The sequence below is a fragment of the Streptomyces sp. NPDC031466 genome, assembly GCF_055581265.1.
This window is the reverse complement of the sequence record NZ_JBVIJT010000003.1, coordinates 567,995-582,187: the sequence shown is the minus strand read 5'-3', so window position 1 is coordinate 582,187 and position 14,193 is coordinate 567,995. Positions and strand designations below refer to the sequence as shown.

General features: G+C 71.8%; 3 protein-coding genes. All 3 read right to left on the bottom strand.

The window, feature by feature from the left end:
• Nucleotides 1–3: 3 nt before the first annotated feature.
• The 3 genes from ACZ5GP_RS08395 to ACZ5GP_RS08385 are packed head-to-tail and all read right to left on the bottom strand — an operon-like array spanning nucleotide 4 to nucleotide 14,185.
• Nucleotides 4–1,191 (bottom strand): cytochrome P450, encoded by a 1,188-nt coding sequence (locus tag ACZ5GP_RS08395; protein WP_468750042.1) that lies wholly within the window; start codon nucleotides 1,189–1,191, stop codon nucleotides 4–6.
• A 15-nt stretch (nucleotides 1,192–1,206) separates the two neighbouring features.
• On the bottom strand, nucleotides 1,207–2,394 hold the full coding sequence (locus ACZ5GP_RS08390) for a cytochrome P450 (protein WP_468750041.1): 1,188 nt from the start codon (nucleotides 2,392–2,394) through the stop codon (nucleotides 1,207–1,209).
• A gap of 1 nt (nucleotide 2,395) precedes the next feature.
• Nucleotides 2,396–14,185, bottom strand: coding sequence for an amino acid adenylation domain-containing protein (locus ACZ5GP_RS08385; protein WP_468750040.1), 11,790 nt, complete (start codon nucleotides 14,183–14,185; stop codon nucleotides 2,396–2,398).
• Nucleotides 14,186–14,193 lie beyond the last annotated feature (8 nt).

Here is a 14,193-nt window from a genome sequence, read left to right as displayed (position 1 = left end):
CCGTCACCAGGCGACCGGCAGCTCCTCCACGCCGTACTGCACGGCGAAGGGACGGAACCGCAGCTCGGCCTCCGGAACGGCGAGCCGCAGCCCGGGGAACCGCGCCAGCAGCCCGGCGATGGAGGCCCGCAGCTGCACGCGCGCGAGCGCGGCCCCGATGCAGTGGTGGACGCCGTGCCCGAACGCGAGGTGGGCGGAGGCATCCGCACGCGTGAGGTCCAGCCGGTCCTCGGGACCGCCGGGCAGGCGCGTGCGGTTGACCGCGAGGAGAGAGCAGGAGACGGTCTCGCCCGCCTTGATCTGCTGCCCGCCAAGGGTCACGTCCACCAGCGCGGTCCGCGGCGACGCCGTCGACACCACCGCGACGTGACGCAGCAGTTCCTCCACCGCCTGATCCAGCAGCTCGGGCCGCGCGCGCAGCAGCGCGAGCTGGTCCGGGTGCTGCACCAGCGTGAGCACGCCCAGGCCCAGCATCTGCGTCGAATTCTCCAGCGCGCCGGCGAGAAACGAGTTGACGACGCCGACCAGTTCGGCGTCGGTCAGCTCCGCCCCGTGTTCGCGGACGATGGTGCCGAGCAGGTCCTCGCCGGGCTCCCGGCGCTGCCGCGCGACGATGCCGCCGAGGTACGAGATGTACGCCTTCTGTGCCGCTATCCGCCGCCGGGCACGGCTGCCGGAGCGGGCGTCCATCCGGCTGGGCGCGCGCACGTCGAGCATCCGACCCAGCTGGGCGAGGTCGTCGCGTGGGATGCCGAGCAGCGCGCAGCTGACCAGGCCCGGCACCGGCCAGCCGAAGTGCCGCATCAGATCGGCCGGCGGCCCGTTCCCGGCCAGCACGTCGAGCCGCTCGGCCACCACCGCTTCGACGGCCGGCGCCATGGCGCTGATGCGCCGCGTGGTGAAGGCCGGTGCCAGCAGCTTCCGTAGCCGGCCGTGCTCCGGGGGGTCGTGATGCAGCAGGTTTCCGGCCTCCTTGGGCTGCGAGATGGCCTTCTGCTGTACGGGCGGCACGGAACTGAACCGGTCGGTGTCGCTGAGCACCGCCCGTACCTCCGCGCGCCCCGTGACGACCCAGTCGAAGGCACCCCGGTCGCGGGCGACGGGCGTGCTGTGGCTCATCCGGGTCAGCTCGGGCGTCGGGTCGAGGCCGTCGCGGCGCAGGTGCGGGGGGAGTTCCGGTGGCTGCGGCATGTGGTGCCTTTCCGTTTACCAGGTGACCGGGAGGTTCTCGATGCCGAAGGTGGCCATCCACGGCGGCCGGAACCGCAGGTCCTCGCGGGGCACCGCGAGCCGCAGCTCGCGGAGGCGGCGCAGCACGGCCGCGAAGGCGATCCGCAGTTCCATGCGGGCCAGGGCCGCGCCCGCGCAGTAGTGGATGCCGTGGCCGAAGGCCAGGTGATTGTTGCCCTCGCGGCGGATGTCGAGATGGTCGCGGCCGGTCTCGTCCGGCTGGGCGCGGTTGACCGCAAGGAGCGAGCAGGAGACGACCTGCCCGGCCTTGATGGTGTGCTCGCCGATGCGCACCTCGGTCAGCGCCGTGCGCGGTGAGGCCACCGCGACGACGGTGGTGTAGCGCAGCAGTTCCTCCACCGCCCGGTCCATCAGCTCCGGTTTGTCGCGGAGCGCGGCGAGTTGGTCCGGGTGGTCGAGCAGCGACAGGATGCCCAGGCCCAGCATGCCGACCATGTTCTCGATCCCGGCGGCCATGACGGAGGCGGCCAGGCCCACCAGTTCCTTGTCGGTGACCTCCGGGCCGTGCTCCTTGATCAGCCCGCTGACGAGGTCGTCGCCGGGGGCGCGGCGCTTGGTGGCGACGTAGCGGGCCACATAGTCGTCGAAGGCCTTGGCGGAGGCGCGGCGGGCCCGCCAGCCGCGGTTGTCGCGCCGGCTGAGGTCGAGGTGGCGGGCAAGTTCCGCCTGGTCGTCGCGGGGGATGCCGAGGAGTGTGCAGCCGACCAGGCCCGGGATGGGCCAGGCGAAGTGCCGCATGAAGTCGGCCGGGCTGCCGGCCCGTTCCATGACGTCGAGGCGGTCCTCGACGATCCGCTCGACCTGCGGTTCGATCCGGCGCATCCGGCGCATCGTGAACTCCGGCGCCAGCATTTTGCGCAGCCGGGTGTGCTCCGGCGGGTCGTGCATCAGCGGATTGCCGATCTGGGTGATCTCCCGCGACTCCTCCTCGCTGTCGGCCGGCGGCCGGGTGGAGAAGCGGCACTGGGCGTCGCCGAGGATCTCCCGGACCTCATCCCGACCGGTGGCGACCCAGCTGATCAGCCCCGGTCCGGTGTCCTCGAGCAGCGGCGTGTGCTCGCTCATCGGCGCCAGGCCGGGCGGCGGCTGCATACCCTCCCGCACATGGTTCGGGATGATGTCGAAGGTCTTCTCCGCTGCCATCTCAATCGCCCCTTCCGGCACGGATCTTCGCGGTGAGCACACGGCCGATGCCGGACCGGTGCGCGGATTCGAGCATGTCCTCGTGGGTGGAGGTGACCTCGTGGGTCTCGATGTTCCCGGCGACATACGGTCGCCAGCTCGCGATGGCCTCGGTGGCCAGCAACTTCTCGGTGCGCCGCTCGGTCGCCACGAACACCAGCAGGTCGCCGCTGAAGCGGCGCGGGGTGTGGTCCCGGATCAGGCCGACGATGTTCATGATGACCTCCCGCATGTTCTCAAGCTGCGCTCCGCGCGCCTCCACGTCCCGGCCGGGAGCGGTGCCACTGTCCTCGTCCCAGGTGCCCTTGCCGTCCACCGGGCCCATGCCGTTCTCCTGGTCGCCGCCGATGGAGCCGACGTCCCGGTACGGATACGCGTCGAGCAGTGCGAGCAGATCGACCTGCTCGCCCAGCTCCTCCAGCCGGCAGGCGATGGCCTGCGCGACGACACCGCCGAAGGACCAGCCGGTCAGCCGGTACGGGCCGTGCGGCTGCACGCTCCGCATCTGGTCGACGTAGTCGTCCACCATCTCTTCCATGGTCTGCGGCAGCGGTTCCGGTCCTGCGAGGCCGCGCGCCTGGATGCCGTACATCGGCAGGTCGGCCGGCAGGTGCGGCAGCAAGGTGGCGTAGCTCCAGCTCAGGCCGGTGCCGTGGTGAATGCAGAACAGCGGCCGGCGATCGCCCTCCGCACGCAGCGGCAGCAGCACCCCGAGGTCCTCGGAGTTCCTGACGGTGCGCCTGCCCACGCCGTCGCGCCGGTGCCGGTCCGGGTCGCCCGCGGCGTGCGGCCGCAACAGGCCGGAGGCTTCGCGCCGGGCCCACTGGCCGGTGCGCAGCATCCGTTCGCCGCGGCGGCCGAAGGGGTTGGCGACGAGACGGCTGCCGGTCTCGCCGGACGCGTCCGGGTAGCGGTGCGCGAGCGCCGGGCCGGTGACGTACACCTCGCCCAGGGCGCCCGGCGGGGCCGGACGGAGGTAGAAGTCCAGTAGATGGGCACGGGTGCCGTCCGGCCACCGCACGTCCGTGCCCTGGTCGCCTGGCGCGTCCACCGGCCGCTCGGTCAGGGCCCGTTCAACCTCGTCCAGCAGCTCGATATGGCCGATCGGGAGTTCCGGATCCTGCGCGACCTGCTCAAGGACCCGCACCAGTCGGCGGGCGAAGGCGGCGGCCTCCGGCTCGTCGAAGAGGTCGACGGCGTAGTCCAGGCTGCCGACGATGCCGTCCGGGTCCCCGTAGTCCTCGAAGCTCTCGGTGAGGGTGAGCCGCAGGTCGAGCGGGGAGTTCTGGGGCGGCAGCGGCAGCCTGGTGGTGGCAAGACCCGGCAATCCCGCGTCCTCCCATTTCTCGGCGATGTCGTCGCGTACGTCCAGGAGGACCTGGAAGACCGGGTGATGGGTTCCGCTGGACCTCGGCTCCAGCCGCTCGACCAGCCGGTCGAAGGGCACGTCCTGGTTCTGCAGCGCTTCCTGGTACGCCTCCCTGGCCCGCTTGACCAGGGTGCGGAAGGCCGGGTTGCCGTGGGTGTCCAGGCGCAGCGACAGCAGCCCGGACAGCGGTCCGACCACGCCCTCCAGGCTTTCCTCGCCGTCCGGTCGCGGCAGTACGGTGCCCAGCGTCAGGTCCGTGCCTGCGCCGAGCCGGGAGAGCAGCAGCGCGAGCGCGGCGTGCACCGCCGTGAAGGTGGTCGCGTCGGCGGCGTCCGCCGCCTCAAGGAGCTGGGCGTGGGTGTCCGCGGCGATCCGGATCGGGATGGAGGCGGTGCGCCGCTCCGGCCCGGCGGCCCGCTCCCGGTCCGTCGGCAGCTCGGTCCGCGGTGGCGCGTCGGCCCAAGCGGCCTTCCAGTACTCGAGCTGATCGGCGACCAGGCTCTCCCCCTCCTCCTCGCCCTTGAGCAGCTCGCGCTCCCAGAGCGCGTAGTCGGCGAACTGTAGCGGCAGTGGCGCCCGTTCCGACGCCCGCCCCTCGCGGCGCGCCCCGTAGGCGGCGGCGAGGTCGCGGATCAGCAGGTTCACCGAGGACTCGTCCGCCGCGATGGGATGGATGACGATGAGCAGCGCTTGCGCGGTCTCCGAGAGGGCGAAGAGATGCTGCGCCCAGGGAGCTTCCCGGGTCAGGTCGAAGCGCTGCCGGATGCGGGACGCCAGCAGCCCCGGCAGCTCGTCCTCGCTCGCCTGGACCACCGCGAGGCCGTCGCGTACGGCATCGTCGCCGCCGGCCTCGGCCGGTTGCTGCACCAGCGTGCCCTCCGGGGTCTCCCAGAACCGCGTACGCAGCAGCTCATGCCGCGCCACCACATCGGCCAGCGCAGCCCGCAGGGCCGGCACGTCCAGCTCGCCCTCGAGCCGCAGCGCGGCGGCGAGGTTGCTCGTCGCACCCGCGCCGGCCGCCCGTTCCGCCTGCCAGACCCGCTGCTGGTATACGGAGGCGGGGAGCTCGGCGGGCCGCTGGTCGACCGCACGCAGCGGCGGCCGCAGCTTGGCGCCGAGCAACCGCTCCACGCCGACCGGAGTCGAGGCGCCGAAGAACTGCCGGATGCTCAGCTCGGCGCCGAGCTCCGTACGGACCCGTCCCGCAAGACGCATCGCCAGGGCCGAGTTGCCGCCCAGGTCGAAGAAGTTGTCGTCGGGCCCGACCCGGTCCAGGCCGAGCACCTCGGCGAAGAGGGCGCACAACCGCTCCTGGAGTTCCCCCTGCGCCGCCTGCGCCGAGACCAGGTTGGCGTAGCTCGGCGCGGGCAGCGCGGACTTGTGCAGCTTGCCGTTGGGAGTGAGCGGCAGCGCGTCGAGTGCCATCACCGTGGCCGGCACCATGTACTCGGGCAGCCGGGCGGCGGCGAACTCCCGCACGGCGGCCGGTTCCAGTCCACTGCCCTCGGCGGGGACGACGTAGGCGACCAGGCGGGGGTCGCCGGGCCGGTCCTCGCGGACGACGACGGCTGCCTGGGCGATGTGCTCGTGGGCGGCGATGACGGATTCGATCTCGCCCAGCTCGATGCGGAAGCCGCGGATCTTGACCTGTTCGTCGGCGCGGCCCTGGAAGTGCAGCAGCCCGTCGCCGCTCCACCTCGCCAGGTCGCCGGTGCGGTACATGCGCCCGCCTTCGGCGTACGGGCAGGCCACGAAGCGCTCCGCGGTCAGGTCCCGGCGGCCCAGGTAGCCGCGGGCCAGACCCGGACCGGCCAGATACACCTCACCCGTGGCACCGATCGGCACCGGGCGCAGGAATTCGTCCAGGACGTACACCTGGGTGTTGGGCAGCGGACTGCCGATCGCCGGGGGCTGGTCGTCCGGTGTGATGCCCTCGTCGAGCGGCACGGCGGTAGCGATGACAGTGGACTCGGTCGGGCCGTACGTGTTCCACAGCCCGGCGACCGCACGCCACTTGGCGGCCAGGTCGGCGGTCAGCCGCTCGGCGCCAAGGACCCAGTTGCGTACGCCGGGAACGGTCTGCGGATCCAGGACGCTGAGCAGGGAGGGCACCACGCTCGCGACGGTGACGCCACTCCGCTCGACCATGGCGGCCAGCGCCTGCGAATCGGTGCGCTCCTCACTGGCGGCGATCGCCAGCGTGCCGCCGAACGCCAGGGTCACGGCGACGTCAAGGACCGAGGCGTCGAAGCTGAACGACGCGAACTGCAGCGTCACCTCACCAGGACCGGCGCCGAGCACCGGCCCCATCGCCTCGGCCAGGTTGGCCGGGCCTCGGTGGGGGACGGCGACCCCCTTGGGGCGGCCGGTGGAGCCGGAGGTGTAGATCACATACGCCAACTGGTCGGGATCCAGCGCCACTTCGAGTGGGGAGTCCGACTCTGCGGCGATCGCCTCCCGCGCATCGGCCAGCACGGTGTCGTCCAGCACGACCTGTGCCTCACTGGACATGACCATGAATTCCAGCCGGTCGGCGGGATACTCCGGGTCCAGCGGCACGTAGGCGCCGCCGGCCTTCCAGACCGCCAGCATCGAGGTCACCATGTCGACGCCGCGCGGCAGCCGAAGCCCCACCCGCGACTCCCGGCGCACGCCCTGCCGACGGAGGTAGCGGGCCAACCGATTCGACCGGGCCTCCAGTTCCGCGTACGACAGCTCCTCGGATCCGCAGCGCACCGCGGCCACATCCGGGGTCCGGACCGCCCACTCCTGGAAGCGCTCGGGCACGGTCAGCGGGCCGATCGGCCGGGTGTCGGCGTTCCATTCCTCGAGCACGCGCGCCCGTTCGTCCGCGTCGAGTACGTCGATCTCGCTCAGCCGCACCTCGGGATCGGCCGCCACCTGCTCCAGGACTCGCACAAGTCGGTCGCCGAGGGCCCGTACGGTCGGCTCGTCGAAGAGGTCCGCCGCGTACAGGATCCCGCCCCCGAGTCCCGCCGGAGAGCCGTCCGCACCGCGCCGCTCACCCAGCGAGACGGAGAGGTCGAACCGCGCCGGGGGCGCGGCAGCCGGCGGCATAGGGGTGACGCGCAGGCCGGGGAGCTGCCATTTCGCTTCGGGTACGTTCTGCAGCGCCAGCATCACCTGGAACAGCGGGTTGCGCGACAGCGAGCGCGCCGGGTTCAGCTCCTCCACCAGCCGCTCGAAGGGCACATCCTGATGCCCGTACGCCGCGAGATCCGTCTCCCGCACTCGCCGCAGCACCTCGGCGAACGACGGGTCACCGGCCAGATCCGCCCGCAGCACCAGCGTGTTCACGAAGAACCCCGAAAGCCCCTCCAGCTGCGCGTCCCCACGCCCCGCGACGGGTGTGCCGAGAGGGATGTCCGAGCCCGCACCCATCCGCGACAGCAGCACCGACAGCGCGGCATGCACCAGCATGAACATCGTCACCCGGCCGCGCCCGGCCACCTCGATCAGACGGGCGTGCGTCGGCGCGGTCACGTCGACGTCCACCGTGCCGCTGCGGAAGGAGGGGGTCGCGGTACGGGCGCGGTCCATCGGCAGCGCCAGCTCGGGTGGGGCGTCGGCGAGAGCGTCCTTCCAGTACGCCAGCTGGCCGCTGATCACACTCTCCGGATCGTCCGGGTCGCCGAGCGCCTCCCGCTGCCACAGCGCGTAGTCCGCGTACTGCACCGGCAGCGGCTCCCAGGCCGGCGCCCGACCCTCGCACCGCGCCTCGTACGCCGCCCGCAAGTCCCGGGCCAGCACCCCCATCGACCAGCCGTCCGAGGCAATGTGATGCACCACCAACAGCAGCACGAACTCCCCCGGCGCCACCCGCAGCAACGACACCCGCCACGGCAACTCCACACCCAGATCGAAGCCACGGCCGCTCAGCCCGGCCAGAGTCTCGTCGAGACGGGACTCCTCGGTGTCCACGACGGTCAACCGCGGATGAGCGCCGCTTCCGGCCAGCACGTCCTGGCGCGGCTTGCCCTCCCGGTCCGGATAGACCGTGCGCAGGCTCTCGTGCCGGTCGGCGACATCGCCGAGCGCCGCCTCCAGCGCCTGCACGTCCAGCTCACCCTCCATCCGCAGCGCCAGCGGCAGGTTGTACGCGCCGGCCGCCTCCGAGTCCACGCCGTCCATCCGGCTCAGGAACCACATACGCTGCTGGCCGAACGACAGCGGCACGTCGTCGGGTCGCGGCTGCGGTCGCAGCGCCACCCGGTTCTCGGCCGCGGCGTCACCGAGCAGCCGGGCGATCCCGGCCACCGTGGGCGCGCTGAAGACGTCCCGGATGCTCAGCTCGGTGTCGAGCGCCGCGCGGATCCGGGCGACGAGCCGCATGCCGAGCAGTGAGTCCCCGCCCAGCTGGAAGAAGTCGTCATCGACACGGACCTCGTCGACGCCGAGGACGTCGGTGAAGAGGGTGCAGAGGATCTCCTCGGCGGGGGTGGATGGTGCGCGGCCGTGGCCGGTGGTCGCTTCGGGGGTGGGGAGGGCGGCTTTGTCGATCTTGCCGTTGGGGGTGAGCGGCAGCTGGTCCAGGACCGTCAAGCTGCTCGGGACCATGTAGTCGGGGAGGCGCGTGGTGGCGAACTCCCGGATGGCTGCGGGATCCGACTCGGTCGCGGATACGACGTACGCGGCGAGGCGGTCGTCGCGGACGATGACCGTGGCCTGAGTGACATCCGGGTGGGTGGTGAGGACGGATTCGATCTCGCCGAGTTCGATGCGGAAGCCGCGGATCTTCACCTGCTCGTCGGCGCGGCCCTGGAAGTGCAGCAGCCCGTCGCCGCTCCACCTCGCCAGGTCACCGGTGCGGTACATGCGGACGCCCGCTGCGTAGGGGCAGGCCACGAAGCGCTCCGCGGTCAGGCCCCGGCGGCCCAGGTAACCGCGCGCCAGGCCCGGACCGGCCAGATACACCTCACCCGTGACACCGACCGGCACCGGGCGCAGGAAATCGTCCAGGACGTACGCCTGGGTGTTGCGCAGCGGACTGCCGATCGCCGGCGCTTCACCATCGGACGTGAGGCCGGCGGGCAGCTCCACGGCCGTGGTCATCACGGTGGCCTCAGTCGGCCCATAGGTGTTCCACAGCCCCGCCTGCGCCCGCCAGCGAGCGGCGAGGTCGGCGGTCAGCCGTTCGGCGCCCAGCACCCAGTTCCGTACCCCTGGGACTGCTTGCGGGTCGAGCACCGACAGCAGTGACGGCACCACGCTCGCTACTGTCACCCCGGCCGCATCGATCATCTCCGCCAGCGCCCGCGGATCCGTGCGCTCCTCGCCGGTGGCGATCGCCAGCGTGCCACCCGACGCCAGGGTCACGGCGACGTCCAGGACCGAGGCATCGAAGCTGAACGACGCGAACTGCAACGTCACCTCGCCAGGTCCCGCACCCAACACCGGCCCCATCGCCTCGACCAGATTCGCCACACCCCGATGCGCGACAGCCACACCCTTCGGCCGCCCTGTCGAGCCCGACGTATAGATCACATACGCCAACTGATCCGGGTCCAGCAGAACCTCAAGCGGCGCATCAGGCTCGACAGCGATCACACTCCCGGCCCCCGCCAACCACTCCACGTCGATCACCACGGACGCGCCACTGTCGACCGCCATGAACTCCAGGCGATCGGCCGGATACTCCGGATCCAGCGGCACATACGCACCCCCGGCCTTCCAGACCGCCAGCATCGACACCACCATGTCGACACCACGCGGCAACCGCAGACCCACCCGCGACTCGGACCGGACACCCAGCCCGCGCAGGTACCGGGCCAGCCGATTCGACCGCGCCCCCAGCTCCCCGTACGACACCGCCTCGGCGCCACACCGCACCGCGACCGCATCCGGCGACTGGGCGGCCTGCGCCGCGATGGCCTCCGCCACCGTGGTCGACCGCACCGGCCACGCAGTGGAATTCCACTGCTCCACCACCCGCGCCCGCTCGTCCGCGTCGAGTACGTCGATCTCGCTCAGCCGCACCTGCGGATTGGCGGCCACCTGCTCAAGCACTCGCACGAAACGGTCGCCCAGAACCCGTACGGTCGACTCGTCGAAGAGATCCGCCGCGTACAGAATCCCGCCCCCGAGACCCGCCGGAGAGCCGTCCGCATCCCGCCGCTCGCCGAGCGTCACGGAGAGGTCGAACCGCGCCGGCAACTCCGCCACGGGCGGGAGCGGGGTGACCCGGAGGCCCGGGAGCTGCCATTTCGCTTCGGGTACGTTCTGCAGCGCCAGCATCACCTGGAACAGCGGGTTGCGCGACAGCGAGCGCGCCGGGTTCAGCTCCTCCACCAGCCGCTCGAAGGGCACATCCTGATGCCCGTACGCCGCGAGATCCGTCTCCCGCACTCGCCGCAGCACCTCGGCGAACGACGGGTCACCGGCCAGATCCGCCCGCAGCACCAGCGTGTTCACGAAGAACCCCGAAAGCCCCTCCAGCTGCGCGTCCCCACGCCCCGCGATCCCGGTGCCCACGGGAATGTCCGCCCCGGCGCCCATCCGCGACAGCAGCACCGACAGCGCGGCATGCACCAGCATGAACATCGTCGCCCGGCCCCTGGCCGCCACCGCAACCAGTCGCGTGTGGGTGTCCGCGTCCACCGACACCGGAACGCTGCCGCCTTGGAAAGAGGGCTCTCCCCTGCGAGCGCGGTCGGCCGGCAGCGCCAGCTCCTGCGGCGCGCCGGCGAGTGCGTCCTTCCAGTACGCCAGCTGGCCGCTGATCACACTCTCCGGATCGTCCGGGTCGCCGAGCGCCTCCCGCTGCCACAGCGCGTAGTCCGCGTACTGCACCGGCAGCGGCTCCCAGGCCGGCGCCCGACCCTCGCACCGCGCCTCGTACGCCGCCCGCAAGTCCCGGGCCAGCACCCCCATCGACCAGCCGTCCGAGGCAATGTGATGCACCACCAACAGCAGCACGAACTCCCCCGGCGCGACCCGCAGCAACGACACCCGCCACGGAAGTTCAGCGCTCAGGTCAAACCCACGGCCTGAGGCCGCCGCGAGCAGCTCCTCCAGCCGCGTCGCATCGGCCGGATGCACGTCCAGCGTCGGCCGTCCGGCCACACACTCCAGCACCTGCTGCCACGGCTCGCCATCCGCATCGGGGAACAAGGTGCGCAGGCTCTCGTGCCGGTCGGCGACATCGCCGAGCGCCGCCTCCAGCGCCTGCACATCCAGCTCACCCTCCATCCGCAGCGCCAGCGGCAGGTTGTACGCCCCCGCTGCCTCCGAGCCGGCCTCGGCAAGCCGGTTCAGGAACCACATGCGGCGCTGCGCGTACGAGACCGGCACCTGGTCGGGGCGCGGTTGCGGCAGCAGTTCCAGCCGCTTGTGTTCGCCGGCGCCGGCCAGCTGCCGCGCGAGACCAGCGGCCGATGGCGCGCCGAAGAGGTGGCGGATACTCACCTCCGCGTCCAGCACCGCACGGATACGGGCGACGAGCCGCATGCCCAGCAGCGAGTCGCCGCCCAACTCGAAGAAGCCGTCGTCCGGCCCCACCCGTTCCACGCCCAGCACATCGGCGAACAGCCCGCAGAGGATCTCCTCCATGGGCGTCGCCGCGGCCCGTCCCTGGCCGGCCGCGTACTCGAGCGCCGGCAGCGCCGCCTTGTCGACCTTGCCATTGGGGGTGAGCGGCAGGGCGTCCAGGACGGTCAGGATGGCCGGGACCATGTACTCCGGAAGCCGGGCGGCGGCGAACTCGCGGATGGCGGACGTGCTCAGGTCGGGGCTGTCGGCGACCAGATAGGCGGCGAGGCGGTCGTCGCGGGCGATGACGGTGGCTTGAGTGACATCCGGGTGGGTGGTGAGGACGGATTCGATCTCGCCGAGTTCGATGCGGAAGCCGCGGATCTTCACCTGTTCGTCGGCACGGCCCTGGAAGTGCAGCAGCCCGTCGTCGCTCCACCTCGCCAGGTCACCGGTGCGGTACATGCGGACGCCCGCTGCGTAGGGGCAGGCCACGAACCGCTCCGCGGTCAGGCCCCGGCGGCCCAGGTAACCGCGCGCCAGGCCCGGACCGGCCAGATACACCTCACCCGTGACACCGACCGGCACCGGGCGCAGGAAATCGTCCAGGACGTACGCCTGGGTGTTGCGCAGCGGACTGCCGATCGCCGGCGCTTCACCATCGGACGTGAGGCCGGCGGGCAGCTCCACGGCCGTGGTCATCACGGTGGCCTCAGTCGGCCCATAGGTGTTCCACAGCCCCGCCTGCGCCCGCCAGCGAGCGGCAAGGTCGGCGGTCAGCCGTTCCGCACCCAGCACCCAATTCCGTACCCCTGGGACTGCTTGCGGGTCGAGCACCGACAGCAGCGACGGCACCACGCTCGCCACCGTCACCCCGGCCGCATCGATCATCTCCGCCAGCGCCCGCGGATCCGTGCGCTCCTCACCGGTGGCGATCGCCAACGTGCCACCCGACGCCAGGGTCACGGCCACGTCCAGCACCGAGGCATCGAAGCTGAACGACGCGAACTGCAACGTCACTTCGCCAGGACCGGCACCGAGCACCGGCGCCATCGCCTCGACCAGATTCGCCACACCCCGGTGCGCGACGGCCACACCCTTCGGGCGCCCCGTAGAACCGGAGGTATAGATCACATACGCCAACTGATCCAGATCGGGTGGTGCATCGGCCTCCGAAGTGATCTCCGCCCGCGCTTCGTCCAGCCACTCCGGATCGATCACCACGGATGCGCCACTGTCGACCGCCATGAACTCCAGGCGGTCGGCCGGATACTCCGGATCCAGCGGCACGTACGCACCCCCGGCCTTCCACACCGCCAGCATCGACACCACCATGTCGACACCACGCGGCAACCGCAGACCCACCCGCGACTCCGGACCGACCCCAACACCCCGCAGACAGCGGGCCAGCCGACTCGACCGCGCCTCCAGCTCCCCGTACGAGATGGCCTCGAAGCCACACCGCACCGCACACGCCTCCGGAGCCCGAACCGCCCACGCCCGGACGCGCTCCACCAACGTCTCCGACCCCACCGGCCGCGCGGTGGCGTTCCACTCCCCCACCACCCGCGCCCGCTCACCAGCAGCCAGCAGCTCGAGCTCGCCCACCCGCACCCGCGGATTGGCGGCCACCTGTTCAAGCACCCGCACCAACCGGCCTGCGATCGCGGCGACGTCTACCCGCCCGAACAGCTCCTCCTGGTAGTCCAGCTTGAGATGCATCCGCTCCTCGGGCACCACGATCAGCGCGAGCGGATAGTGGGAGGCGTCCCGCACCGCCGGTGTGCGGCGGATTTCGAGGCGTTCCGGAGCAGGCTCCTCCTTCGGCGGGCTGGGGTAGTTCTCGTACACCACGATCGTGTCGAAGACGCCGCCCGAGCCGGCCAGCCGCTGCACCTCGGGCAGTCCGAGGTGCTGGTGGGCCATCAGCGCGGACTGGCGTTTCTGAAGGTCGGCGAGGAGTTGGGTGACCGGTTGGGCGGCCTCGAGGCGTACCCGCACGGGGAGGGTGTTCATGAAGAGGCCGACCATGGACTCCACACCGGGCAGCTCCGCGGGCCGGCCGGCGGCGGTCGCACCGAACACCACATCCGTGCGGCCGGCCAGCTGCCCCAGGACCAGCGCCCAGGCCGCCTGGATCACGGTGTTGAGGGTCACGCCCTGGCCGCGGGCCAGCCGGGTGAGGTCTTGGGTCAGCTCGGCGGAGAGGTCGGTGATGAGGTTCGCCGGCTCGCCGGGGCGCCTGCCCGGGTCGGCCGGGGCGACCAGCGTCGGCGTGTCTGCACCGGCGAGTTCCGCCTGCCAGGCCGCCCGTGCGGCCGGCTTGTCCTGGCGCTGCAGCCAGGCGAGGTAGTCCCGGTACGAGGTGGCCCTGGGCAGTTCGCGCGCATCGCCGCCGGCCGCGTAGATGGCCGCCAGTTCGCCGAAGAGTACGGGGAGCGACCAACCGTCCATGAGGACGTGGTGGCTGGTCAGCACGAGCCGGTGGCGGTCCTCGGTGAGGCGGATGAGGAGCAGTCGCAGCAGCGGCGGCGTGGCCGGGTCGAAGCGCTCCCGCAGCTCCGCCGCGCACCGCCGCTCGATATCGGCGGCCGCCTCGGCTTCCGCCAGCCCGCTGACGTCCGCCTGCTGCCAGGGCAGGGGCACCTCGCGGGCGATGACCTGCATTGGTTCACCGGAACTCCGCCGCCGGAAGCTCGCCCGCAGCGCGGCGTGCCGGTCAAGGAGCGCTGCCCAGGATGCGCGCAGTACGTCGGCGTCCAGCGGCCCGATCAGGTCGACGCCGCGCTGGCCCTGGTACACATCCGTGCCCTGGTCGTCGAACGAAGCGTGGAACAGCAGCCCTTCCTGCAGCGGCGACAGCGGCCAGACGTCCTCGACACGTGCTCGGACCATCGGGTTTT

What these genes read in the sequence shown, in the direction of transcription:
- ACZ5GP_RS08395 (WP_468750042.1), bottom strand. Translation starts at nt 1,191, where the DNA reads ATGCCGCAGCCACCGGAACTCCCCCCGCACCTGCGCCGCGACGGCCTC.
- ACZ5GP_RS08390 (WP_468750041.1), bottom strand. Translation starts at nt 2,394, where the DNA reads ATGGCAGCGGAGAAGACCTTCGACATCATCCCGAACCATGTGCGGGAG.
- ACZ5GP_RS08385 (WP_468750040.1), bottom strand. Translation starts at nt 14,185, where the DNA reads ATGGTCCGAGCACGTGTCGAGGACGTCTGGCCGCTGTCGCCGCTGCAG.